The sequence below is a fragment of the Pararhizobium sp. genome, assembly GCF_965279435.1.
GTDB lineage: Bacteria > Pseudomonadota > Alphaproteobacteria > Rhizobiales > Rhizobiaceae > Pararhizobium.
This window is the reverse complement of sequence record NZ_CBDIHY010000003.1, coordinates 3,692,505-3,717,673: the sequence shown is the minus strand read 5'-3', so window position 1 is coordinate 3,717,673 and position 25,169 is coordinate 3,692,505. Positions and strand designations below refer to the sequence as shown.

The 25,169-nt window shown below is 60.2% G+C and carries 20 protein-coding genes; 13 read left to right on the top strand and 7 right to left on the bottom strand.

Annotation, left to right across the window (positions count from 1 at the left end):
• Positions 1-9: 9 nt before the first annotated feature.
• The 3 genes from ACQY8Q_RS23855 (at position 10) to ACQY8Q_RS23845 (ending at position 2,951) form a co-directional block, all read left to right on the top strand.
• Positions 10-1,323: a cytochrome b gene (locus tag ACQY8Q_RS23855; RefSeq protein WP_428428921.1), complete on the top strand. Its 1,314-nt coding sequence runs from the start codon at positions 10-12 to the stop codon at positions 1,321-1,323.
• A 29-nt stretch (positions 1,324-1,352) separates the two neighbouring features.
• Positions 1,353-2,246 carry a cytochrome c1 gene (locus ACQY8Q_RS23850; RefSeq protein ID WP_428428919.1) on the top strand — a complete coding sequence of 298 codons (894 nt, stop codon included), beginning with the start codon at positions 1,353-1,355 and terminating at the stop codon, positions 2,244-2,246.
• A gap of 138 nt (positions 2,247-2,384) precedes the next feature.
• A complete protein-coding gene (locus ACQY8Q_RS23845) occupies positions 2,385-2,951 on the top strand; it encodes a carbon-nitrogen hydrolase family protein (RefSeq protein ID WP_428428917.1) in 567 nt (188 codons plus the stop codon).
• A gap of 361 nt (positions 2,952-3,312) precedes the next feature.
• On the opposite strand, the gene ACQY8Q_RS23840 is transcribed toward ACQY8Q_RS23845, so the two are convergent.
• Entirely contained in the window at positions 3,313-9,789 is a 6,477-nt protein-coding gene (locus tag ACQY8Q_RS23840; RefSeq protein ID WP_428428915.1) for a kinesin, read from the bottom strand.
• Between the two features lie 662 nt (positions 9,790-10,451).
• Between ACQY8Q_RS23840 and ACQY8Q_RS23835 the strand changes: the two genes are divergently transcribed.
• Positions 10,452-10,820 carry an Hpt domain-containing protein gene (locus ACQY8Q_RS23835; protein ID WP_428428913.1) on the top strand — a complete coding sequence of 123 codons (369 nt, stop codon included), beginning with the start codon at positions 10,452-10,454 and terminating at the stop codon, positions 10,818-10,820.
• 206 nt (positions 10,821-11,026) lie between these two features.
• Complete coding sequence (locus ACQY8Q_RS23830; RefSeq protein WP_428428912.1) at positions 11,027-11,347, top strand: 2Fe-2S iron-sulfur cluster-binding protein; 321 nt, start codon at positions 11,027-11,029, stop codon at positions 11,345-11,347.
• Positions 11,348-11,790: 443 nt separating this feature from the next.
• Here the strand turns inward: ACQY8Q_RS23830 and ACQY8Q_RS23825 are convergent, their stop codons facing one another.
• Positions 11,791-12,414, bottom strand: coding sequence for a DUF922 domain-containing Zn-dependent protease (locus tag ACQY8Q_RS23825; RefSeq protein ID WP_428428910.1), 624 nt, complete (start codon positions 12,412-12,414; stop codon positions 11,791-11,793).
• A gap of 205 nt (positions 12,415-12,619) precedes the next feature.
• Between ACQY8Q_RS23825 and folP the strand changes: the two genes are divergently transcribed.
• Genes folP through folK form a run of 3 tightly spaced genes read left to right on the top strand, consistent with a single transcriptional unit; the run spans position 12,620 to position 14,395 of the window.
• Positions 12,620-13,501: a dihydropteroate synthase gene (folP, locus tag ACQY8Q_RS23820; RefSeq protein ID WP_428428908.1), complete on the top strand. Its 882-nt coding sequence runs from the start codon at positions 12,620-12,622 to the stop codon at positions 13,499-13,501.
• Complete coding sequence (folB, locus tag ACQY8Q_RS23815) at positions 13,498-13,866, top strand: dihydroneopterin aldolase (RefSeq protein WP_113244701.1); 369 nt, start codon at positions 13,498-13,500, stop codon at positions 13,864-13,866. The genes folP and folB overlap by 4 nt, the downstream gene beginning before the upstream one ends.
• A gap of 1 nt (position 13,867) precedes the next feature.
• Positions 13,868-14,395 carry a 2-amino-4-hydroxy-6-hydroxymethyldihydropteridine diphosphokinase gene (folK, locus tag ACQY8Q_RS23810; RefSeq protein ID WP_428428905.1) on the top strand — a complete coding sequence of 176 codons (528 nt, stop codon included), beginning with the start codon at positions 13,868-13,870 and terminating at the stop codon, positions 14,393-14,395.
• A gap of 52 nt (positions 14,396-14,447) precedes the next feature.
• On the opposite strand, the gene ACQY8Q_RS23805 is transcribed toward folK, so the two are convergent.
• Positions 14,448-14,996 (bottom strand): hypothetical protein, encoded by a 549-nt coding sequence (locus ACQY8Q_RS23805; protein ID WP_113244703.1) that lies wholly within the window; start codon positions 14,994-14,996, stop codon positions 14,448-14,450.
• A gap of 262 nt (positions 14,997-15,258) precedes the next feature.
• On the opposite strand from ACQY8Q_RS23805, the gene ACQY8Q_RS23800 reads away from it, so the two are divergent.
• On the top strand, positions 15,259-16,122 hold the full coding sequence (locus tag ACQY8Q_RS23800) for a cytochrome b/b6 domain-containing protein (protein ID WP_428428903.1): 864 nt from the start codon (positions 15,259-15,261) through the stop codon (positions 16,120-16,122).
• Positions 16,119-16,910 (top strand): molybdopterin-binding protein, encoded by a 792-nt coding sequence (locus tag ACQY8Q_RS23795; protein WP_428428901.1) that lies wholly within the window; start codon positions 16,119-16,121, stop codon positions 16,908-16,910. Before ACQY8Q_RS23800 ends, ACQY8Q_RS23795 begins: the two co-directional genes overlap by 4 nt.
• On the opposite strand, the gene ACQY8Q_RS23790 is transcribed toward ACQY8Q_RS23795, so the two are convergent.
• From ACQY8Q_RS23790 to ACQY8Q_RS23780, 3 genes are all read right to left on the bottom strand, one after another.
• Entirely contained in the window at positions 16,907-17,983 is a 1,077-nt protein-coding gene (locus tag ACQY8Q_RS23790; protein ID WP_428428900.1) for a YcjF family protein, read from the bottom strand. The genes ACQY8Q_RS23795 and ACQY8Q_RS23790 overlap by 4 nt on opposite strands.
• Complete coding sequence (locus ACQY8Q_RS23785; protein ID WP_428428899.1) at positions 17,980-19,443, bottom strand: YcjX family protein; 1,464 nt, start codon at positions 19,441-19,443, stop codon at positions 17,980-17,982. The genes ACQY8Q_RS23790 and ACQY8Q_RS23785 overlap by 4 nt, the downstream gene beginning before the upstream one ends.
• A gap of 117 nt (positions 19,444-19,560) precedes the next feature.
• Entirely contained in the window at positions 19,561-20,091 is a 531-nt protein-coding gene (locus ACQY8Q_RS23780) for a SixA phosphatase family protein (RefSeq protein WP_428428897.1), read from the bottom strand.
• Between ACQY8Q_RS23780 and ACQY8Q_RS23775 the strand changes: the two genes are divergently transcribed.
• Positions 20,090-20,332 (top strand): hypothetical protein, encoded by a 243-nt coding sequence (locus ACQY8Q_RS23775; protein ID WP_428428895.1) that lies wholly within the window; start codon positions 20,090-20,092, stop codon positions 20,330-20,332. The genes ACQY8Q_RS23780 and ACQY8Q_RS23775 overlap by 2 nt on opposite strands.
• A gap of 237 nt (positions 20,333-20,569) precedes the next feature.
• Positions 20,570-20,989, top strand: a complete 420-nt coding sequence (dksA, locus tag ACQY8Q_RS23770) for an RNA polymerase-binding protein DksA (protein ID WP_037096519.1) — start codon at positions 20,570-20,572, stop codon at positions 20,987-20,989.
• Positions 20,990-21,103: 114 nt separating this feature from the next.
• Here dksA and ACQY8Q_RS23765 read toward each other — a convergent pair whose 3' ends face one another.
• Complete coding sequence (locus tag ACQY8Q_RS23765; RefSeq protein WP_428428893.1) at positions 21,104-22,177, bottom strand: flagellar biosynthetic protein FliO; 1,074 nt, start codon at positions 22,175-22,177, stop codon at positions 21,104-21,106.
• A gap of 334 nt (positions 22,178-22,511) precedes the next feature.
• On the opposite strand from ACQY8Q_RS23765, the gene cckA reads away from it, so the two are divergent.
• Positions 22,512-25,112 (top strand): cell cycle histidine kinase CckA, encoded by a 2,601-nt coding sequence (cckA, locus tag ACQY8Q_RS23760; RefSeq protein ID WP_428428891.1) that lies wholly within the window; start codon positions 22,512-22,514, stop codon positions 25,110-25,112.
• Positions 25,113-25,169: the final 57 nt, after the last annotated feature.

Genomic DNA, 25,169 nt, shown 5'->3' with positions numbered 1-25,169 from the left:
ATACTGATTATGAGTGGTGATCATTCAACCTATACGCCGACGTCCGGTTTCGAGAAATGGGTGGATTCGCGCCTGCCGCTGCCGCGGCTCGTGCATGACAGCTTCGTTTCCTATCCGGTTCCGCGCAATCTGAACTACGCCTACACATTCGGCGCCATGCTTTCGGTCATGCTGATCATCCAGATCCTGACCGGTGTGGTTCTCGCCATGCACTACGCCGCCGAAACGACGGTTGCCTTCAATTCCGTCGAAAAGATCATGCGCGACGTCAACCAGGGTTGGCTCCTGCGCTACATGCACTCCAACGGCGCGTCGTTCTTCTTCATTGCCGTCTACCTGCATATCGGCCGTGGTCTCTACTACGGTTCGTACAAGGCACCGCGCGAAATCCTCTGGATCCTCGGCGTTGTCATCTACCTTCTGATGATGGCTGCCGGCTTCATGGGTTACGTTCTGCCCTGGGGTCAGATGTCCTTCTGGGGGGCGACCGTTATCACCGGCTTCTTCACCGCCTTCCCTGTGGTTGGCGACTGGATCCAGCAGTTCCTGCTCGGTGGTTTTGCCGTCGATAATCCGACGCTCAACCGGTTCTTCGCGCTGCATTACCTGCTGCCCTTCATGATCGCGGGCGTCGTTGTCCTGCATATCTGGGCGCTGCATGTGGTTGGCCAGACCAACCCGACCGGCGTCGAGGTCAAGACCAAGACGGATACCGTTCCCTTTACACCTTACGCGACCCTCAAGGACGCGCTCGGCGTATCGGTCTTCCTGCTCTTCTACGCATGGTTCGTGTTCTACATGCCGAACTTCCTCGGCCACCCGGACAACTACATTCCGGCCAATGCGCTGAAGACACCGGCTCATATCGTTCCTGAATGGTACTACCTGCCGTTCTACGCGATGCTGCGCGCCATCACCTTCAATGTTGGCCCGATCGACTCCAAGCTTGGTGGCGTTCTGGTGATGTTCGGTGCGATCATCGTGCTGTTCTTCCTTCCCTGGCTCGATACGTCGAAGGTTCGCTCGGCCGTTTATCGTCCCTGGTACAAGCTGTTCTTCTGGCTCTTCGTGGTCAATGCCATCCTGCTCGGCTGGCTGGGCTCGCGCCCTGCCGAAGGCACCGGTTTGCTGGGGCTGATTTTCTCCGGCGACCTGAAGGGCAACTACGTCGGCTATTCGCAGCTCGGCACTCTCTATTACTTCGGTTTCTTCCTCGTCATCATGCCGATCCTCGGTCTGGTCGAGACGCCGAAGCGCATCCCGAATTCCATTACCGAAGCGGTTCTGGAAAAGCAGGCTGCGAAAAAGTCCGTTGCTGCGTGATGTCTGCGAAGAACAAGGAACCCAAAACAATGAAAAAGCTTGTTACAGGCATTCTTTCGCTCGCAGTCGTCGCCGGACTTGGTGCAGGCATGGTGTTCGCCGCTGAGACCGGCGAAGCCAAGCCTGCGGGTGCTGCCGCTGAGGAAGAGCATGGCGGCGGTACGCCCCACTTCCCGATCCACAAGCCGGAGCAGGAAAAATGGTCCTTTGCCGGACCGTTCGGCAGCTACGACAAGGGCCAGCTGCAGCGCGGCCTGAAGGTCTACACCGAAGTCTGTTCCGCCTGCCACTCGATGAACCTTGTGTCCTTCCGTACACTGGAAGGGCTCGGTTACTCGCCAGCCCAGGTGAAGACCTTTGCGGCCAACTACGAAGTCCAGGACGGCCCGAACGCCGAAGGCGAGATGTACACCCGCAAGGCCGTGCCTTCGGATCATTTCCCATCGCCGTTCCCGAACGCCGAGGCTGCTGCTGCTGCCAACAATGGTGCTGCACCGCCGGACTTTTCGCTGATCGCCAAGGCACGCGGTATCGAACGCGGCTTCCCGACCTTCATCTTCGACATGTTCACCCAGTATCAGGAAGGTGGCCCGGATTACATTCACGCGCTGCTGACCGGCTACCAGGAACCGCCGAAGGGCGTCGAGATTTCGGCGGGTACACATTACAACCCGTACTTCGCCAATGCTGCGGCTCTGGCCATGGCAAAGCCGATCTCCGACGATCAGGTGACCTATGACGACGGTTCGCCACAGACGGTCGAGCAGTATTCGCACGACATCTCCGCGTTCCTGATGTGGGCTGCCGAGCCGCATCTGGAAGCGCGCAAGCGCACCGGATTCATGGTGATGATCTTCCTGTTGATCTTCACCGGCCTGATCTACCTGACGAAGAAGTCGGTTTACGCCAACAAGGAGCATTGAGGTTTCCTCAAGCTTTGGAAATGACAAAAAGGCGGCCCATGTGGCCGCCTTTTTTTTGCCCGCCCGCTGTCCGTACTGCTCATTGGCGAAGTGATTCTTACGCATGGGGGGCTATGAAGCTTGTAATGGCGCAGACCGTTGTTTCGACGGATTCTCCGCCAACGGAGTTGCAATACGCGCCGTGATCGTTCAGGCAGCAGCGCAAGGGGCAAGGCTTGCCGGTTTTGCGAGGGCGCTCTTTCCGGCTATTCGAAATTTCAGATCGGCAGTTCGGCCGAATGGGAAGGGTTGGCGGGGCTGCACAGGAAGCCGAACTTCGCTCCATCGCGGCCCTTTGCGGCGAACTTGGCATTTTCGCCGTGGTCGGTGGAGCGCACCGGCTGGCCGCACAACAGCCTTTATATCTTCTCCGGTTCCGGAGCCCTGCTGACCAGGCATGACAAGCGGTTTCTGTCCAACAGCGAGCTCGACGGCTGGTATACGCCGGGAGCCGCGCCGATTGTCGTCGAGGTCAATGGTTTCCGCTTTGGCTGCGCCATTTGCATCGAGTCGCAATTTCCCGAGATATTCAGTGATTATGAAAGGATGGGCGTTGATGGCGTAATTTTCGAGTCCTATGGACTGCCGCCCCATTTCCAGATCGCGTTGCGCGCCCATGCTGGATTGAACTGTCTCTGGATTGCGGCTGCAACGCCTGCCCATTAGGCTGGCAAGGGACCTGCTGGCATCACCGGCCCGGATGGTGAGTGGATGGCGCAATGTGCCCAAACGCCGGAGCCGGGTTTGGTCTTGGCTGCACTGGACCGGAACGATCCCGCTTATGATATCCCGCTTCAAAAGGCCCGGCCTTGGCGGGCAAAGGCGCGGCAAGGGGATATCTATCGCGACCAGCTGGTCGATGATTCGCGTAGCCACACCAGAGATGAATATTGACGTGAGCTTTTATCCCAGCTGATCAACGGCAATGGCTTATTTGCTGTTGCGGCATTCTCGTTCATTGGCTTCCAACAAAAAAAGCCCCGCAGTTTCCTGCAGGGCTTGATGTCTAAGGTCGTTGTCAAAGCTCTTAGCTGAACCGTCCAGCCGCGTGTGCCAGCATCGTGTAGACCTTGCCGGTATCGGACGTCAGATAGGTCTGGGTCATCACCTTGTCGCGGTCGTTGCGGGCGACGTCGCCGAGCAACTTTTCGAAGTCGGCGATGTAGCGATCGACGGCCGTGCGGAATTCCGGTTCGCGATCATACTTGCGCTTGATCTCGTCGAAGGTCTGCTGGCCCTTCAGCGTGTAGAGGCGGCGTGTGAACACGTCGCGCTCGCCGCGCTGGTAACGGCGCCACAGGTCGACCGAGGCATCATGGTCGATGGCGCGGGCGATGTCGACCGACAGCGAGTTCAGCGATTCCATCACATGGCGCGGGTTGCGGGTGTCGCCTGAGCGGGTCGCTGCGGCAGGCTGTGCTTCAGCGGCACGCTGGACCGGTGCAGCAGTTGCCGGCTCTTCGTCGCGCGAGGCGCCACGCAGCAGGTCACGCATCCAGCCGCTGCCTTCTTCGGCGCGCTGTTGGCGGGGGGCGGCTTGCGGCTCCGGCTGGCGGGCAACCGGCTGTTGGGCGGCTGGCTGCTGGGCAACGGCACGCGGCTGCTCGATACCGAGGCTACCGCGAAGCGCCGTCTCCGGCTCAGGGCGGCGTTGCTCGACAACAGGCTGGTGGGCAACGGCGCGGACCGGGGCGGGCGCTACGGCCTGCTGGACTGCCTGCTGTGCCGCGGTCTGTTGGCGGGTGACCGGCTGGGAGATCTCGAGCTGGCCGGACGACTTGCCGATGATATCGGAAAGCTCCTGCAAGGCCTTGATCTGTTCGGCAACCGCACGGCGCATGACCGAGGCGTTTTCCTTGGCTTCTTCCGGCAGGTCGAAGGCACCGCGCTTCAGTTCCTCGCGGGTCATATCAAGTTCCTTGCGGATCTCGTGAGCCGAGCGGCGGATTTCGTCGGTGGCACCGCTGAAGCGGCTGACCGCCTCTTCGACAGCCTGGCGGATGGCCGAGCCCATGTGTTCGGCTGCGCCGTCCGATTTCTTGCTGGTTTCGGTCATCAGGCGATCAATGTCCGACAGCGAGGCGCCAACGCTGCCGCGCAGACGGGAGGCGACTTCCTTGGAGCGTTCCTCGGCGCGCACGAACGCACCCTCGACGGAGAGACTTGCGTCTTCGCCGGCCTTGGTGACGGCGGCACGCATGGCTTCGCTGGCCGATGCGGCACGGGCTTCGGCTTCCGACAGGGTCTTGCTGACATTGGCGAAGGACGACTGGACACCGGCGCGCAGGTTGCTGGCGATCTCGTTGGAGCGTTCTTCTGCCCGCACGAATACCGATTCGACCGACATGCTGGCTTCGTCGCCGGCCTTGATCACGGCATTGCGCATGGCCTCGGCGGCCGATGCGGCACGTTGTTCGGCTTCGCTCAGAATGCGGCCGACATCGCTGAAGGATGACTGGATGCCGGAGCGCAGGTTGCCCGCGACCTGGGCCGAGCGGTCCTCTGCCCGCTGGAAGGCGCCATCGACGAAGCCTTCAAGCGCATGCATGGTCTTTTCGATTTCTTCGGACCGGCTGACGAGGCCGATGGAGAGTGTGCGCAGGGCATCCTGGCGTTCTTCCAGCGTGCTGACTAGATTGGACTGGGCAGCGGCGAGAAGATCGGATGCCTGGCCGAGAACCTTGGAATGATCCTCGAAGCGGCCGACGATGCCGCCGATCTGCGACAGGGTGGAGCCAGAGATATCCGCCAGCTTGTCGACCTTGCCTTCGAGAAGACGGGTCGATGTGGACAGCATGTCGGAGGCGCGGGTGGCGGATTCAGAGAACCGTGCGGTGGTCGATTCCAGTTGCTCGTCCATGGCGCCAAGATTGGCGCTGGCCTGTTCAATGACGCCGGCAATCGAGCTGTTGCTTGCCGACAGCTGGTCGATCAGACCCATGGCCGTCGACTGCAGACGGTTCTCGACCATCTTCATGGCCTTGGCCGTCTCTTCGGCGCGGGTCGAAATCGCATTCAGCGTTTCGCCGGTGCGTGCGCTCAGGCTGTCGAGCAGGGTAGCATTTTCGGCGCGCAGGCGGTCAGCGCTCTGCTGTGCCACTTCACTGATACGGTCGGCTGCTTCCTTGCCGGTTGCAGCATACTGATCGATGATCGGGCGGGCCTGCTCGTCGATGATGCGTGACAGTTCGGCGGAGCGGCCAGCCAACATTGAGTTGAGCTCGCGGGTGCTGTCGTCGAGGGTGGTGCGAATGGTGTTGCCACGGGCCTCCAGCGCCTTCTCGACGTCGGTCAGGCTCTGGCTCAGCGACGATGCCTGTTCGGCGACGCGCGACTGTGTCTGGGCAATCCGGGCGGCTGCACCATCGGATGCCTCGCCAACCGAACGGGCAAGCTCGGCGCTGCGCATTGCTGCGGTCGCAGCTGTCTGTTCCACGGCCGACTGGAAGTCGGCCTGCCGTGCAGCCATTGCCTGTGCAAAGTCGTCACCGGCCTTGGCCAGCAGTTCGGCCGAGCGCAGTGCTTCCGCATCAATGCCCTGAGCCGCTTCGCCGACGGCACCGCGCAGGTTGGTGACGAGGCCTGCGGCCTTGCCTTCGATCGTGCGGCTGACATTGTCAAGGCCGATCGAAAGGGCACGGTCCATGGTGCCGAGGCGTTCCTCGATGCGGCCTGTGCCACCTTCGATGCTGGCTTCGATTCGTGTAGCGGCGGCTGCCGTGACGCGGTCAAGTTCTGCCGTGTGGGTGGTGAGCGTCTCGGTGATACGGTTTGCGGCTTCGCCGCTGATCCGGTCGATCTCTTCGGTGCGGCCAACCAGGCTGCCAGCGATCCGGTCGGCGGCAAGGGTGCTGACGCGGTCCAGTTCCGTCGTGTGGTCGGACAGGGTCGAAGCGATGCGCGCTGCGGCAGCATTGCCGACGCGGTCGATCTCTTCCGTCCGGCCAGCCAGGCTATCGGTGATCATGGCGGCAGCAGCCGTGCTGATCTGGTCGAATTCAGCCGTGTGGGCAGACAGTGTTTCGGCGATCCGTGCGGCGGCAACGCCGCCGATCCGGTCGATTTCGCCGGTGTGGCCGGACAGGCTGTTTGCGATGCGCGCGGCTGCGCGGTCGCTGACCTGATCCAGCTCGGACACCTTGGCCGACAGCGTATCGGCGATCCGCTGACCGGCATTGTCGACGAATTCGCTGACGCCGCCGACGCTCTCGCGAATACGGCCTTCCAGGACGCCAAGGCTGCTTTCGATGCGTGCGCCGGTCTCGTCGACGCTGCTGTTGATGTTGGTGAGCGACGTGTCCATCCGGTGCGTCAGAGTGTCGGCCGCGCGGCTGATCTGGTCGGCGGTTTCGCCAAGCTGGGTCGCCACGTGGCTGGTGCTGGCAAGCATGCGCTGCTCAAGGGCGAGCGCGCTCTTGTCGATGGTGCCGCCGAGTTCCGCCTGGCGTTCGTCCAGTGTCATTTCCAGCATGCTGGCGCTGGTGGCGAGCGTTGTCGCAATCGACATCGATTGTTCGGACAGCACGTCCGAAAGCTGGTCTGTCCCGTGAGCCACGGCGACATTGATCGCGTTGATCCGGTCGTCGAGCGTTGCCCGGATCTGGTCGTGAGTCGATGCAAGCGAGGCCGCCAGCTGGTCGGCGCGGCCAGAAAGCGTCTGCTCGATATCGGAGGCCCTGCCTGTCATGGCCAAGGCCAGTTCGGAGGCATGGCCGGACAGGGCGCTGGCAATTTCGGCCGATGTGCTGGTCATCGTGCCGGCGATTTCGGCGACACGGCCGGAAAGCTGCTGTTCGATATCACCGACACGATCGGCCATCGTTTCGGCAATCGCACTGGCGCGATAGGCGAGGCTATCGGCAATTTCTTCGGTGCGGCTGCTGAGCGTATCCGTCATTTCGGTGGCGCGCGCAGACATCGTGCCGGCGATTTCGGCAGAGCGTTCAGACAGAAGCGTGTCGAGCGTCGCGGTTTGCGCGGCGAGCGTATCGCCGAGCGCGCGGCTGTGTCCGGACATGACGCTGTCCATGCGCTCGGTGGTGCCGCTGATGGCCTGTTCGATCGCGCCGGCCGAGGAGGTCAGCACATTGGCGAGTGCACCGGTGCGGTGTGAAAGGATCGTATCGAGGCGCTCTGCGGTACCATCAAATGCGCCGTCGATCGCTGTGGTCGATGAGGCCAGCACGTTTGCAAGTGCACCCGTACGCTGGGACAGGATGGTGTCGAGACGTTCTGCGGTGCCATCAAATGCGCCGTCGATTGCCGCAGTCGATGAGGACAGAACGTTTGCGAGCGCATCAGTGCGCTGCGACAGGATCGTATCGATCCGTTCTGCCGTGCCTTCAAAGGCGCTGTCGATGGATTCCGAGCTTGCAGCGAGCAGGCCGGAGAGTTCGACGGTGCGTTCCGACAGCGTGTTGTCGAGGCGCAACTGGCTGGCGGCGATCGATGTGGTGATCTCGTCGGCGCGGTTGGTGAGGGTTTCCTCGATGCGGCCGTGGATCGCCTGCAGACCGTCGATGAAGCCTGTCGTGTGCGTGTCCAGGTTCTGAGCCAATTGCTGGTTGCTTGCGGCAATCGCACTGGTGCGGGCATCAAGCGTTTCGGCAAGACGCTGCTGGCTCTCGGTGAGGGCTGTTTCAAGCGAGATCGCGCGGTGGGCAAAGCCGGTTTCAAGCCGGTCCTGCGCCGCCGTCAGCGCGCCCATCAGGGTGCCGGAACGCTCCTGCAGTACGCCGTCGATGCGGACATGCGCGTTGCCGATGGCGTCGCTGAGTTCGGCGGTCTTGCCGCTGATGGTCTGCTCGATGAAATCCTGCGTCGTGCCAAGCGTCGTCGCCAGTGTCAACGACTGGTCGGACAGTGCGGATTCGAAGCGTTCGATACCACCGTCGAGGATGTTGCCGATCGAATCGGCGCCCCCGTTGACGGACTGGTTGATGCGGGCAAGGCTCTCCATCAGCTTGGAGTCCAACAAGCCGGCGCGCTTGTCGAAGGCTGTGGCAAATTCGTGGAAGCGGCTGTCGAAGGCCGTTGACAGATGACCGACCGTCGTCTGCAGCTTTTCGTCGAAGAAGCCGGTGCGCAGGTCGATGTCCATGATCATGTCGTCGGCACTGGACTTCAAGCTCTGGCGGAAGTTGGCGCCCTTTTCGTCGAGCGTTGCGTTCAGCGTGTTGAGGATGTCGTCGAGGCCGCCGGTGATGGCCTGCTGGCCAATATTCAGGCTCTCGTTGAGATCGCGTGTGCGGGCGATCAACGTCTCGTTCAGCTGGCGGGCGCGCTCATTGAGGGCGGCGTTCAGCTTTTCGGTATTGGCATCCAGCGATGAGGCGCGGGTCTCGAACTGACCCAAAAGCTGCTGGCCACGCTTTGCCAGCGTCTGGCTGAGATTGTCGAGGCGGGTGTCGAATTCGTTGCTGAGCGAAACGCCGGCGGTGGTGAGGCCCGAGAGCAGGGCGTCGGTGCGCGTCGACAGCATGGCGCCGATCGTCTGGGTGGCGCTGTCGGAGCGCTCCATCAGGGCAGCGGCGCGGGTCTCGATCATCGAGGCAAACGCCTCGCCGGATGTGGCGATACGGTTGGAAATGTCGTCGCCGGCAATTGCCAGCTCGTCCTTGAGCTGGGTATGGGCGCCGGAAATCGACGAGCGGATGCGTTCGGCATGGCCAACGATGGATTCGCGTTCGAGGCCGAGTTCCTGGACCAGAGTACGGACGCGCAACTCGTTGTCACTATAGCTGCGCTCAAGCGCGTTGACTTCGGAATGAACCAGCGTTTCCAGTTCGGTCGCACGGGCGATGGTCCGCTCGATGCCTTCGTTCATCGCCGACACTTCGCGGCGAACCGCCTGGCCAACGGTCATGATGCGCTCGGAGGCGGCGGTTTCCGGCTCGGCGAGGCGCAAGGCAACTTCGGCCATGGAGCGGGCGGCGCTGCGCAATTCCTGGGCGCGCGAAATCATGATGGCAAAGGAGAAGAACAGCATCACCGGCAGGATGATGAAGATCGCCACGCCAATGGCGCCCGGCATGGCCGAGAGGTCGGCGAGCGAGCGGATCTGCCAGATTTCCGGACCGTAAAGAAGATTGGCAACACCGAGGCCACCGATGATCCACAGGGCGGAGACGGCTGCGGCAATGCGCATCGCAGACCGGCTGGAACGCACATCCAGCGATCGCAGGATGGCAGCCGGCGTCTTGCGGCCATCGTCGTTTGCGGGCGCAAACGAAGGGGCTTTGGGAGCGGGTTCGGGAGACAGGTTTCTCTGGGTTTCGGCAGCACGGGCGGCCTTGGCGGCCTGGTCAGGCTGTGCCTTGGCGTTCTTCGCCTGGCTGGGCGCGGGTGCCTGTTTGATCGGCTCAGACACTTTTTCCTCCGGTTTGTCCAGGGAAGTCTTGTCGTTGAGGGCAGACTTAAGCTCGTCAAAATCGATTTTCAGAGCGTCTTCCAACGCTTGAAATGCCTTGTCGTCGATCGACTCATTGCTTTTATTGGTCGCCATGCGGATACGCCTCGTTACTAAACTGTCCTTTCGGAAGGATCCGCCGCAACACCGCCTGCATTGGGAACACCTCCGAAACTCGGACGGTGACATGAGGATACGCGCATACCATCTACGCAGAACCCTGACATGCACCCATTTCAACCACGCACCGACGGATAACGCATTGAGACCCGTAGGTGCTTCATTCAATACAGTTTTCCGTCAGGACCGTTTACACCCAAAGACATAAACATATCCCTCAACGTACCGTAGTGACACATTCACCGGTTTCTTACAATTAAGCCCCTCCGGCATTCGTTAAAATCCTAACAAGTTCTTAATGAGAATTAGAGGCATTTCGGCCAAAAACCCTTGTAATCAGGCAGTTTAAAAGCCGTTAACCATGCCAAGCGAAAGCTGCCCACATTGTGCCGCGTTTTAATCAGATAGCAGCGCCGCTCCTGTCTAATCAGCTGTAGAAATGGTGGAAACAGCGGCTTTGCAGGGCAGGGGACCACACGGTTCGCGCCATCTTCAAGCCACATAATAGGTAGACTGGTCAGGCACTTCCAGACAAATCCGGGCAACCCGGGGCGTCATGGAGAAGCGAACCGGGTAAAAACGGGACGACCGGTTGCGAGCCGGTGCGTCAGAAAAAAACACAACAAGGACATTGGCACATGGCGGCTCTCAAGATCGCATTCGAAGCACCCGATAATTTCGGGGGCGCTAGCTCTTCCACGTCGAGGCCCATCGATCTCGTGCATCTGGCGACGCAGACGATGGGCGACAAGCTTCTCGAAATCGAAGTGCTGCAAATGTTTGCCCGCCAGACCCGCCAATTGATGAAGGACCTGTCATCAGAAAACGCCGATGCACGGCTGGCGACCGCCCACCGGCTGCGGGGCGCTGCTCTGGCCGTTGGCGCTTTCGGCGTGGCCGAGACTGCGGCTGCGGTTGAAGCCGCGCCGCATGACGCTGGCAATCTTGCGGCACTCGGCGCCGCTGTGCTTGAAGCCGAACTGTTTATCCTGAAACTCTGCCGGTAATTTTAGCTGGCCTGCGCTGGCGAAATGCCTGGTGATAAAGGGGTGCGGCTGATGCTGGACCTTGCCAAAACCCATGCGAGTTGACTGGCGATGGGATTTGTTGGAAGAAATCGGATGAATTTGCCGCGTTCCACCGCCGCCTCTGTTCCAGGGCGGCGTTTGTTCTTGCGGCAAGCCGAAACAACGCCAAGCATCCGGAAGAAACAATGCCAAAACTGAGTATCATTGCCTTTGACGGCACGCGCCACGATCTTGAGGTTCAAGCAGGTTCCACCGTCATGGAAAACGCCGTACGCAATTCGGTGCCTGGCATCGAGGCCGAATGCGGCGGCGCCTGTGCTTGTGCCACCTGTCATGTCTATGTGGATGATGAATGGTCAGCGAGGGTCGGCGCCCCGGAGGCGATGGAAGAGGACATGCTCGATTTCGCCTACGACGTGAAGCCGACCTCGCGACTGTCCTGTCAGATCAAGATGAACGATGGCCTGGACGGTCTCATCGTTCATGTTCCCGAGCGTCAGGCCTGAGTTTCAGGCTAAGCCGATCCCATTGTTGCCGATAAAGTTGCCGACAAAAAAAGCCCCGCTCGTCGCGATCGACGTGCGGGGCCAGGAGGGCGCATCGCATGCAGATGAGGGAGGGAACATCTGCTGCATCAGGATACGCCAGGAGAACACAACCTGCTTGATGGATCCCGCCGGTCGAACATCAATCCGGACGAGACAGTCAAGCGCGAAACAAATTCCGGAAACGGCGCATCCGTATGGGTGCGTACTCAGCAATCCGGGCAGTAATGAAGTCGGTTTGTTTGCCTGTTCTTCACTCTATGATTGCACTGTAGCGCATCTTGTGACGTTGTTGTATCGCTAGAAATCACCAATGAGATACTGTTGACGCGCAAGCTTGGCGCAAGCCGCGTGATTATCCGCTCCGGATTATGTGGGGCGTGATTCTGCCGTAGGCCCAGTGTTTAACGCTTGGTCAGCGTATCCAGCCGGTACTGCAAAAGCCGGATCATCCGGCGGTCGAAATTCGCGGCTTCCATCCTGTCGAAACGGGCCTGATCGCGATCATGGTCCTGGATGGCGGTTTCGCTCAGCCGTGCAACGCGGGCCTGCATGCGCTCGCAATCCGCCTCCGGTTTCAGCGCCAGGAAGTCTTTTTCCAGTTTGCGCGCGTGGTTGCGGGCAATTTCGGCGTGCCGCTCCTCGTGGCGCTTGATGTCGCTCGACAGCGTATCCCAGACCAAGCCCAGGTCGCGGCTGGCCTTGCGGCGGTTTTTCCAGCGTGGCAGGATCAGCCGGGTGCTGAGCGTGACCTTTGCACTGCCGACGGTGCAACGGTTTCCATGTTTCACATAGGTGACCGTACCGCCGAACTTGATCTTGGTGGCGCCGGGATGGCGCGAGCCACTGCTTTTCATCATCGGACCGTTTTCCGACAGCGCCTTGTCCAGCTCTTCTGCCGTGCGGCCGCCGATCGAGAAATACGTGATGCTCTTATTCACGACGGTTTCGGCAGAGGCTGTCGAAAAAGGGCTCGCCACGAAGCTTGCTATCAGCAGTGCGGCGAATGAAATGCGGCCAGTCGGCATATGTTTACAGGTCTCGGCAGTTGAACTTCCCAAGAGCTTGGGGCATAGCCAGCCGGAGCGCAACAGCAAATAGGCAACAGCTCCCGGTAAACCGGAAAAGCCAATGTATTTCGGATATTTGCGGTTTGCCAATTGTGTATGCGCCTCCGCCGTCAAATGGATCGCCGGTTCATGCGCCCACTGCAAGAAAGGGAATGAAACCATCATGATCGATCCTTTCCAGCCGTTCGAATGGGCATTGGCACATGGCCGCACGTTGACGCTCGGTCCGAAGGGATTATTGATGGCAATCATCAACGTCACGCCGGATTCGTTTTCCGACGGCGGCAGCTATACCGGAACAGAAGCGGCAGTATCGCAGGCGTTGCGTTGCATCGAAGACGGCGCCGGGATTATCGATATCGGCGGTGAATCGACCCGTCCGGGCGCTGCCGTGGTCACGGCTGCAGAAGAGCAGAGCCGTGTGCTGCCGGTGATCTCGGCACTTGCCAGCCGCACCGATGTGATCATGTCTGTGGATACCTACCGCGCCGAAACAGCGAGCCTAGCGATCGCCGCAGGCGCCCATATCATCAACGACGTGCACGGACTGCAGCGAGAGCCTGATCTTGCCAATGTCGCTGCCGCGACCGGGGCAGGGCTCTGCATCATGCACACGGGCCGCGACCGCGAAAAACGCGCCGATGTCGTGGATGATCAATATCATTTTCTTGAGCGGTCTCTGGAGATCGCCGCTGCAGCCGGTGTTGAGCGCCAGCGGATCGTGCTTGATCCGGGCTTCGGCTTTGCCAAGGATACCGACGAGAACGTCGCGTTGATGGCGCGGTTTGACGAGCTGTCCGGTTTCGGGCTGCCGCTTTTGGCCGGCACGTCGCGAAAACGCTTTCTCGGCGCCATTACCGGCCGTGAGGCGCGGGAACGGGATGCGGCCACGGCTGCAACGACTGCGTTGCTGAGAATAGCGGGGGCTGCTGTTTTCCGGGTACACGATGTCGCAATCAACAGGGATGCGCTTCTTGTGGCGGATGCTATGCTGGCCGCAAAAAGACGGATGCCAGAACGGCCTGGGAAGGAAAATCGACCATGACAGCGATCTACACGATCACCCTGAAGAATTGCGCCTTCTTTGCGCGCCACGGCGTCCATGATGAGGAGGAGTTCCTCGGGCAGCGGTTCTTCGTCGATGCGGAGCTGGATGTTGTTCAGGGGACAGCGCTGGTTGATGATTCCATCAATGATACAGTGCATTACGGCATTGCTTTCACCGAGATTGAGAAGATCATCACTGGACGCCGGCGGTACCTGATCGAGGCCCTGGCGCTCGAGGTGGCCACCACGCTCTGTTCGGTTTTCCCACAAATTCGCCGTGCGAAAATATCGATCCGCAAGCCGAATGCACCAGTTCCAGGCGTGCTCGACTATGTCGAAGTGACGGTCGAGCATTTTGCCTGATATGGACGGGCATCTGGCGACGCTTGGCCTTGGCGGCAACATCGGCGATCCGGCAGCATCGATGGCGCGCGCGCTCGTTCTTCTGGACACGCGGGCGGATTGTGCGGTGGTCAGTGTTTCAAAACTCTACCGGACACCACCCTGGGGAAAGATCGATCAGGCTTGGTTCTTCAATGCTTGCGCTGCCGTGAGGACGACATTGTCTCCGGACGATCTGCTTGATGCCTGCCTGTCGATCGAACGCCAGATGAAGCGCGAGCGGTTGGAGCGCTGGGGCCCGCGTACGATCGATATCGACGTTTTGACCTATGACGATCGCACGCAGCATTCGCAGACGCTGGAAATACCGCATCCGCGGATGACAGAGCGCGGTTTTGTCCTGAAGCCGTTGGCGGATTTTGCCCCGAACCTTGCCATCGCCGGCCGCACTGTTGCCGATTGGCTGCAGGACGCCGATGTGGCGGGCATAGAAATCGCCGATCCGCGCAGCGACTGGTGGCGGCAGATCACGGAAAGCCCGGCTTCCTGAACGCAAAAGAGCCGGACAAGCCGGCTCTTTGAGCTACCCTATGGGCGTTTTGTTATTCGATAGAGCCTACAGCCATGTTGTCGACCTGGCGGCTGAGGCTGACGCCGATCACCGGAACCATCGTGTCTTCGACCTTGACGGAGATGGTGATATTCAGGGTGGACGGATCCTGCAGGCGGGCGATCATCGCGCCGTTCAGCTTCTTGCGATTGATGCCGACGACGACCTTATCCTTGGCAACGTTGCCCGAGACGATGTCGAGGCCCTTGCCGTTGGCGCCGTCGAGGAACTTGCCGGTATAGGTCTTGCCCTTCTGCGTGATCAATGCCGACATCGGCTGCTTGAAAACACCAACGCGGCAGGTGCCATCGAGCTTGATGCCTGCGGATGCGCCTTCTGCCGGTTCTCCGATCAGGTCACAGGTGAATTTCGTACCCTTGTATTTGCCGGCGACGATTTCGCCCGGACCTTTCCACTGGCCGGAAACCTGCTCGAAGAACGCCTTGTCGTCGCCTGAAAAAGCAGGCGAAGCAGCGCAGGTCAGGGCTGCGAGTGAAGCTGCGGCAACGCCGCGAGCGATCAAAGAAGGGCGCGAGAACATGAACGATCCTTGATGGTCGATGTCAGGAATGTGAGGCTACATTTGCACTTAAATGGTTAATGGAGCGTTTCGCCGAGCCTGCCGGATGACGGTCAGCGATACTCATGATTTGTTCATCCGGAATTTCGAAAATAATCTAAGTCATTGGAAAATCGGTTCTTTCATCTGTAGATCACCATGACGTGTGTATCGGTGACCGGATGTGCTTTTGAAACCACAGCATGGTTTGTTACGTAGTTGCGCATATAAAGGGAGGTCCGGGATGGCCATCATGGACGACATCGAGTCGCGCTCTGCGCCGAATAACGACGAGAAAACCGTTATCTACCGTCACCGTATCGCCACGCGCGTGACCCACTGGACCTGGGCGATTGCCCTGTTCTTCCTGCTGTTGAGCGGACTGCAGATCTTCAATGCCCATCCTCAGCTCTATATCGGCAATCAATCCGGCTTCGAATTTGAAAACAGCGTGCTGTCGATGCGGGCGATGCAGGCGGCCGATGGGACGGTCGGCGGCTACACCACGGTTCTTGGGCGCAGTTTCGATACGACCGGCGTGTTCGGCATGAGCGGTCCGGCTACCGATCCCGCCTATCGCGGCTTCCCGGCATGGGCGACACTGCCGTCCTACCAGGATCTGGCGACAGGGCGCGTCGTACATTTCTTCTTTGCATGGTTTTTTGTTGCCGCCTTCCTTGTGTGGTTCGTCAGCAGCTTGATCAGCGGGCATCTGAAGCGGGATATTCTTCCCTCCATCGCTGATATCAGGGCTTTGCCACGCAGCATCATCGATCACCTGCGCTTCCGGTTCCATCATGACGGCCGTTACAACGGACTGCAGAAGCTGGCCTATGCCGGTGTACTGCTGGTGATCTTTCCGCTGATCATTGCCACCGGCCTCACCATGTCGCCGGGCATGAATGCGGCTTGGCCCTGGCTGCTCGATATCTTTGGCGGCCGGCAGACGGCTCGTACAATCCATTTCCTCTGCATGGCGGCGCTGGTGGTTTTTTTCCTGATCCACATTTTCATGGTTTTGGCGGCCGGGCCGCTCAACGAAATGCGCTCGATCATTACCGGCTGGTATCGGACGGATGAGAAGAAGAACGAGGAGCACTCGGCATGACCCGGTTTATCATCAACCGCCGAAAGTTCCTGACCCTTGCAGGCGTTGCCGCTTCTACTGTTCCACTTTCGGGCTGCGATGCCTTTGACAGCTTGCTGTCCGGACAGAGCCCGGTGCGTGAGTTTCTGGCTTCAGCGAACGCGTTGACCTACCGCGCCCACCGCGCGCTGATCGGGGACGATACGCTGGTGCCGGAATTTGCGGCCAGCGAAATCCGCCAGGGCCAGCGGCCGAACGGTTCCACCGATCCGACCGATGCTGACTATCTGGCACTGAAGGACACGGCTTTTTCCGGTTACCGGCTGACGGTTGGCGGGCTGGTCGAAAAGCCGGTGAGCTTCAGCCTCGACGAGTTGCGCAACATGCCGTCGCGCACGCAGATCACCCGTCACGACTGCGTGGAGGGCTGGAGCTGCATTTCCAAATGGACCGGCGTGCCGCTGCGTCAGATTCTCGATGAAGCGCAGGTGAAATCGCAGGCACGGTTCGTGGTGTTCCACTGCTACGATACGATGAACCTTGGGCTGCAGGGTGCCGTACCCTATTACGAATCGATCGACCTCATCGACGCGAGACATCCGCAGACGATTCTTGCCTATGGCAACAATGACAAGCCGCTGGCGATTGCCAACGGCGCGCCGCTCCGGGTCCGTGTCGAACGGCAGCTCGGCTATAAGATGGCAAAATACATCAAGGGCATCGAACTCGTCTCGTCGCTGGCCCCGTTCGGCGGCGGCAAGGGCGGTTTTTGGGAAGACCTCGGCTACGACTGGTATGGCGGCATTTAGCCGCCTTCGGTGGTTTTCGCCTTGGACGAGCCGGGCGTCAGGTCGCCGATGAAGTCACCAATGCCGGGCCGTTTCAGCGCCCGGAAGGGCATTGGCCGGCACAAATCCATCGCGGCGATCCCAATGCGCGCGGTCATCAGGCCGTTGATGACGCCCTCACCAAGGCGCGCCGACAGTTTGGAGGCAAGGCCATGGCCAAGCACCTGCTGAATGAGACTGTCGCCGGCCGCAATCGAGCCGGTGACCGCCAGATGGGCAATGACATCGCGCATCAATCGCAACAGTCCCAATGTCCCCGGCCGGCCGCCGTAAAGATCGGCCATGGCCCGGATCAGCCGTGCCGATTCGTAAATCACATAGCCGAGATCGACGAGCGCGCGCGGGCTGACGGCGGTAACGATCGAGACGCGTTTGGACGCGTTGAGGATCAGGCCTCTGGCTTCGCGATCAAGCGGCGTCAAGAGTTCGCGCTCGGTCAGGTCCAGCAGATGAGGGCCGTCGATGATCTCCGTCTCGGTTTCCTTCAACCGCAGGCGGCCGCGCGCCGTCTGCGGTTTGGCTGCCAGCAGATGGACGAGATGGGCCATCACCTGCCGCGCCGGTTTTGCCGTCGATGACAGGCTTGCATCGACGGTTTCCTGTTTCAGCGCCTGCACGGCATTCAACCGCATCAGGCCGGACAGTTCGCGGGCGATAATCACCAGGAAGGCGATCAGGCCGATCGCAACGGCGCCGATGGCGAGATAGCCGAGCCAGTCGGCGCGTGTGAAAAGATCGCGCACGAGGCTATCGACCCAGAGGCCCACCGCCAGGGAAATCAAAATGCTTATCGCGCCAACGGCAAGCTTGGCGAAAGAGAAGCGCTGTTTGCGCGGTGCGGCTTCAGGCGTGTCGGGCAGGGCAGTCGTGGTCGCCGCGAAAGGATCATCGGCATCGGTCGTCATGACGATCTTGTCACTGAAACTGGCCGGTGAACGTTTCGTCGGGGCCGGCCCCCCGGCGGAGATGGAGGGATCGTTGCCGATGGTGAACACGGCAGGTTTTCGGTGCGGAATCTTGGGCGTGTCGCTCATGCCAAACGGTCTCCGAACAGGAACTGCATGGCCCGGTCGAGCCGGATATGCGGGACGGACAGTTTCAGGCCGCCGCCGGTCTCTTCGATCGGTGGTGGCCGGAAGCGGACAAAGCTCAGATCGGGCACCAGGCTTTCTTCCGGTTTGGATTCAAGGTCTTGAAAAAGTGAATCCGGATTTTTCGGTAAGTCACCGGTAAATATCGCTGTTTTCCGTTCGCCATCAAACGTCTCACCGTTGATGGTTTCGCCCGCAATCGGTGTTCCGACGATGACCGGCAGGGTGTGGCCGTCGTGTTCGACGGTCGCCTCGCGGGTTGCCCTGACGGAGGCGATGGCCATGACCTCAAGGCCGGCACCGCTCATACCGATACGATCGACGGCGCGCCGGACGAGGCGCTCGGTGATCCGCTCAAGCCGGTCGTGGCTTTCATGGTGCAAATGGTCGGCCTTGGTGGCGGCGATCAGCACCTTGTCGATCCGCTTGGTGAGAAAGGATGACAGGAAGGAATTGGTGCCTGGCTGGAAGCTCGCCAAAACATCGGCCAGCGCGCTTTCCAGATCGAGCAGTGATTCCGGGCCGCGGTTGATCGCCTGCAGCGCGTCGATCAGCACAATCTGCCGGTCGAGCCGAGCGAAGTGTTCGCGGAAGAACGGTTTGACCACGTGGGTCTTGTAGGCCTCGTAACGCCGCTCCATCATCGCCCAGAGCGAGCCTTTTGGCGCACGGCCTTGCGGAAGGTCTGGCAGCGGCGAGAATGTCAGGGCAGGTGAGCCTTCGAGGTCGCCGGGCATCAGGAAGCGGCCGGGCGGCAGCGTTGACAGCGAGCGTTCGTCCGACTTGCAGGCCCGCAGATAACGGGTGAAGACCTCGGCCAGCCCACGCGCGTCTGCCTCGATGGCAGGTGCAGCGATGTCGAGCGAGGAGGCCAGCGCCAGCCAGTCCGCCGACAGTTCAGCGCGGACGCCGGTCTTGGCGCGATCCGCCGTGCGCTCGCTGAAGGTGCGAAAGTCCTGGTTGAGTAGGGGCAGGTCGAGCAGCCATTCACCGGGATAATCGACGATGTCGATCGACAGCCTGCCGGGTGAAAACATCCGGTTCCAGCCGCTGGCGCTTTCATAGTCGAGCGTGATACGCAATTGCGAGATCGCCCGCGTCGAATCCGGCCAGAGCCGGTCGCGGACCAGCGCTGCAATATGGTCTTCGTACTGAAAGCGCGGCACCGCATCATCCGGTTGCGGCTCCAGCCGGATTTTCGAGACCCGCCCGGAACGAACGGCTTCGAAGACGGGCAGGCGGCCGCCGTTCAGCAGATTGTGGACCAGCGACGAGATAAACACGGTCTTGCCGGCGCGGGAAAGGCCGGTGACCCCAAGCCGCAGGGTCGGGTTGACGAAACCCGATGCGCGGTCGGTCAGCGTGTCGAGCGCAAGTCGTGCGTCATCGGTGAAGCGGGTCATGAATGGCAAGAGTTGCGGCCCTCAAATATGCGTGGGTATGGCTTCAAGGCCATGCATGTCATCTGCGATATAGTGCGCCGGGGCAGCCGAATAAAGGTTACGGCGTGCGAACAGTGTTCACCGGTTGTGACTGTCCGGATCGAGCCATGCTGTCAAAGTGCCAAGTGGTAAGATGCCATCGGAAGGGCGTGTGTCGAAGTCGATTACAGCAAGCGCGCCCGCAGGATAACCGGCCGGTGCGGCCTTGATCGCGGCCTCTTCGCCGAGAATGTCGCGCAGGATTTCCTCGATCACCGGATTGTGTCCGACCACCATGAGCGATGATAGGCCAGTATCCTGACTGCCGATGATGTCGCGATAGACACTTGCTCCACCGGCATAGAGTTCATCGACGTAGCGGATATCCAGATCCTCCGTCATCGCGCGCCGGAAAGGGTCCGCCGTCTGGCGGCAGCGCACGGCGGTTGAACAGAGAACCAGATCCGGGCGTAGGTTTTGGTCTGCCGCCATATCGGCGACGATTTCGGCATCGGCAAAACCCGTATCATCCAGCGTCCGGTCAAAATCCTTCTGGCCGGGAAGTGCCCAGGCGGCCTTGGCATGCCGGAGAAGATAAAGACGAAAAACCGGAGCAGGCGCAGCGGGCATGGCAGATTTCCTGGAAATGGCATTGCCGCGCGAACGTCAATTCGATGCGGGCAGTGTACGCTTTGTCCGCTGGGAGCGCCGAAAGATCAAGCCGCGACGGTCTGTTTTTCAAAAAGGAAACGCCAGAGATTGCACGACCGCCTTAAGGGCCGCGAAGCAAGAGAAGAATGCCCCTCCGGCTTTGGCGGAAAAGAGGAAAAAAACATCTGCCTATTTGTTGTGCTGCGGGGAATTCGAATAAAGCCGCCTCGGAAACTCTGCTGCCGTCGAGTTGCAGTTTTAATGATGGATGTTGGATGCCGTCAGCAAAACAATTTCGAGAAAAAACCAAAATCTGTAATTTTGATGAAATATTAGCCTGTTAGCCTCTCAAGTAAGCAAGGCTTAAAAAACGGTGGGCTGTTTTTCAAAGACTTGAAACGGCGCGTGCATGGGTCTATACACCGCCGCACATGAGATGTTCTTCAGGAGAATCGCGTTGAGTGAGAAGATCGATCTTAGTTCCTTCGTCTTGTCTGAGACAGAGGAATTCATGAATACCAACCAGCGTGCATATTTTAGAGCAAAGCTGAACGCCTGGAAAAACGACATCCTCCGTGAGGCCCGGGAAACACTCGGACACCTAGCTGAGGAAAGTGCAAACCACCCTGATCTTGCAGACAGAGCATCGTCGGAAACTGACCGGGCCATCGAGCTTCGGGCACGGGACCGGCAGCGCAAGCTGATCTCCAAGATCGACGCGGCCCTGCAGAGAATTGACGAGGGTACGTACGGTTACTGCGAGGAAACCGGCGAACCGATCGGACTAAAGCGTCTCGACGCAAGGCCGATCGCCACCTTGTCGATCGAGGCGCAGGAGCGTCACGAGCGCCGGGAAAAAGTCTACCGCGACGAGTAATCGTTTCAGGTTCAAACATCAAAAAACGGCGCGAGATGATCGCGCCGTTTTTGTTTATGTGGTCATGATTGCATGCGTCAGACGCGGCATCGTCGCCGATGCCAGCAGACCGGTTCAGTTCTTACGGTTTTCGGCAATCTCGTTCAGCATCCGGTTCATCTCGTCTTCCAGCGACGGTTCTGTGCGGTTGCCTTGCGCTGCGCCGAGGCGCGGTTCCTGGCGGCCTGCTGCATTGGCTATGGGGGTATTTGTACGCTTATCGCCGTCGATACGAACGGGATCGGCGCTCAGTTTGCCGAGGTCGCCGGTGATCTGGGCATCGAGAATACGTTCAAACTCAAGGGCGGTGGCGTCCTTCTGAGCTTTGGCATCTGGCTGAACTTGCGCACCCACCAAGCTTGAAACGGCTTGTGCTTGCGTTGCTGCGGTGACTGCAATGGCAGGCGCCTGGGGCAAAGGCCGCTCTGCGGTGGAGGATTGATTTGTAGCCAGCACCCGTGATCGTGCGGCATCCAGAATATCTTCTGGTGATGATCTGGCTGTTTCGATCGAAACGGGCGGCGGCGTGTTGGACGCGACAGGTTGCGGACGAACCTGAGCCTGGACCGGAATAGTCCGCTCGGGGAGGGCTTGGCGCGGTGTTGCTGTGTCGGTTCGTGCTTGCAACGGCTGGGCGGCCCGTGCCGGAGGTGGGGAGACATCCGCGCTGTCACCATAAAGAGCCTGACCCATGGCCGACACTGGAGCGAGTTTGATTTCCGCCTGGGGGGCAACACGGCGCTCGCTCACTGGACGCTCTGCAACGGCGCGCTCCGTGAGTAGACGCTCGGTGGCCGGGCGTGCGGCAATGGCAGCCTCGGCAGGCGGCTGAGCAATGGCAGCTTGCACCGGTGGCTGGACCGTGGACGCAATCCGGCTCTCGATAACGACGTCGGTCGGGCCGCCGATCATGATCAGGTGCTCGACATCGTCGCGCCGCACCAGCACGAGCCGCCTGCGTGTATCGATCGCGGCCGCGTCCAGTACCGCAAGCCTTGGCTGGCGGTTCTTGCCGCCGCGGATGAACGGAGAGGACGGCCTGTTGCGCATGAACCGGAGTACACCGACCAGGCAAAGCAGGCCAAGAGCCACAGCGCCCGCCGCAATGATGAAACGGGTACCGTTGTTGCCAACGATATCTTCGATCATGTGCTGTACTCCTTCGTGAACCCGCGACCTTTGCCGGCTTGACTGTTTTTTCGGGTCGCAATTAGCAGTGCCGGTCATTGTCCTAGCGCCAATGTAGCGCTGTTTCCAGCTTCGGCGAGGTTTTGTGGGACATTCCCTGTGAATTGACCGCAATGCCTTTCACAGAGATGCTTTCTGCTCTTCCCTGCGGCTGTTAAAGATGATTCTTGCTTGGTGTTTCGCGGTCCGCCGGCGCGGGTTGCAGATTTGCCCCGGCTGCCGTTGATCCGAGCATTAAGACCAAACCTGCGCTTTCATTCCGGACGCGCCTGGCATGGTTGAAAACGAGGGCCTTATGACGAAATTGCGGCAGGCAGGTGATTACCACATGCCGATTGTAGACCGTGGAACGCGGCCCGGAACGGTGCTGCGGATCATTCTGCTTGCCCTCGTGCTGACCGCGTCGGCCGTCGGTTTCGTCATTTTCAAGGATCAACTGGAAAACCAGATCGTTCTGGGCATTCTCGGCGTGCTGGCCATGGTCGGCATTTTCTTCCTGGTGTCCTCGGTCATCGGCTTCATTGAGGTGATGCCGCAATCACGTCCTGACGAATTGGCGCGCGCGTTCCTCGACGGTCATCAGGATGGCACGCTGGTGACTGACCGCAAAGGCCGGATCATCTATGCCAATGCCGCCTATGGTGCGCTGACCGGCGCTACCAAGGCGACGGAAATCCAGTCGCTCGAAACCATTCTGTCGCGCAACCGCGAAGCAACGGAGGCGATCTACCGGCTGACCAACGGCCTGCACGAGGGCAAGGCTGGCCATGAAGAGTTCCGGCTTTTGAAGCCGTTGCGCTCGAGCGGCGGTTCGGCCGGTTCCGGCGCTCACTGGTTTCGCCTGAAAGCGCGCGTCCTGCCGCTTGAGGACGGTGACCGCAACCCGTTCTACATCTGGCAGATTTCCGACATCACCTCGGAGCGCGACGATCAGGAGCGTTTCTTCAAGGAATTGCAGAACGCCATCGATTATCTCGATCACGCTCCGGCCGGCTTCTTCTCTGCCGGCAAGAAGGGCGAGATTTTCTACGTCAACGCGACGCTCGCCGATTGGCTGGGCCTGGATCTGACCAAGTTCCAGCCGGGATCGATGACGATCGCTGATCTCGTCGCAGGCGAGGGGCTGGCGCTGGTCCAGTCGGTGCAGGCCGAACCTGGTTTGAAAAAGACCAAGACGCTCGATCTCGATCTGCGCAAGGCCAATGGCCAGAGTTTTGCCGTGCGTTTGGTGCACAGGGTTTCCTCGGCCCGTGACGGCGCACCCGGTGAAAGCCGTACGATTGTTCTGGCCCGCTCCAACGACGACGAAAGCGATCAGTCGGCCTCGATCGCCGCGATGCGCTTTACCCGTTTCTTCAACAATACGCCGATGGCGATCGCCTCCGTCGATGGCGACGGCCGGATTCTGCGAACCAACGCGCCGTTCCTGAAGCTGTTCTCCGCCGTCGTTTCGCAGGATGACATGGAGCACGGCGCACTGCTGGAAGCTTTCGTTCACAGCACCGACCAGACACGGCTGCGCGATGCGCTGGATGCCGCCAAGGACCGGCAGGGCGATATCGCACCGATCGATTCGCTGCACCCGACCGACGAGGCGCGGCATTTCCGCTTCTATGTGCATGCGGTTATCGACCAGAGCGACCAGGCGCCGGAAGAAGCGGCGATCGTCTATGCCGTCGAGATTACCGAGCAGAAGGCGCTCGAAACCCAGATGGCGCAGACGCAGAAGATGAATGCCGTCGGCACCTTGGCTGGCGGTATCGCGCATGACTTCAACAATGTGCTGACGGCGATCCTGCTCTCGTCCGACCACCTGCTTTTGTCAGCTCGGCCATCGGACGCGAGTTTTGCCGATCTGATGGAAATCAAGCGCAACGCCAACCGCGCGGCCGTGCTGGTGCGTCAGCTTCTTGCCTTTTCGCGCAAGCAGACGATGCGGCCGACCGTCCTGTCGATGACCGATGTCGTTGGCGACCTGCGCATGCTGGTCGACCGGATGACCGGCACCAACGTCAAGCTTGAGGTCGACTACGGCCGTGATCTCTGGCCGGTGCGCACCGATCTTGGACAGTTCGAGCAGGTCGTGCTCAACCTGGCCGTCAACGCCCGTGATGCCATGCCCAATGGCGGTATCATCACGTTGCGCACCCGTAACCTGCCTGCCGCCGAAGTTGCGTCGTTGAATGTCCGGGAACTGCCGGAGGATGACTATGTGATGGTTGAGGTGTCCGACCAGGGCACCGGCATTCCGCCAGAAATCCTCGACAAAATTTTCGAGCCTTTCTTCACCACCAAGGAAGTCGGCAAGGGCACCGGGCTTGGGCTGTCGATGGTCTACGGCATCATCAAGCAGTCCGGTGGATACATCTATCCGGAATCCGAAGTCGGCAAGGGAACAACGTTCCGCATCCTCCTGCCGCGCTATATCGAAGAAGCGCCATTGCCGGGCGAGGCCGGCGAGGCACAGGCTGCTGCAGCACTGGCCGCAAAAGCCCCAGCCAAACCGGAACCGACGGACCTGACCGGAAACTCGGCGGTTGTTCTTCTGGTCGAAGACGAAGAGGCTGTACGGCGCGGTGGCAAGCGCATGCTCGAAACCCGCGGCTACACGGTGCACGAGGCCGGTTCCGGCGTCGAGGCGCTCGAAGTCATGGCGGAACTGAACGGCGCCGTCGATATCGTCGTTTCCGACGTTGTGATGCCGGAAATGGATGGGCCGACTTTGCTCAAGGAAATCCGCAAGACCTATCCGGACCTGAAATTCATCTTCGTCTCCGGTTATGCCGAGGATGCCTTTGCCAGAAACCTTCCGGCCGATGCCAAATTTGGTTTCCTGCCGAAGCCGTTCTCGCTTAAGCAGCTTGCCGTTGCCGTGCGGGAAATGCTCGACAGTTGATCTGCAACCGCTGGTCAACGACAAGGTGCTCGCTCTGTCATTCTTGCGAGTACCGAG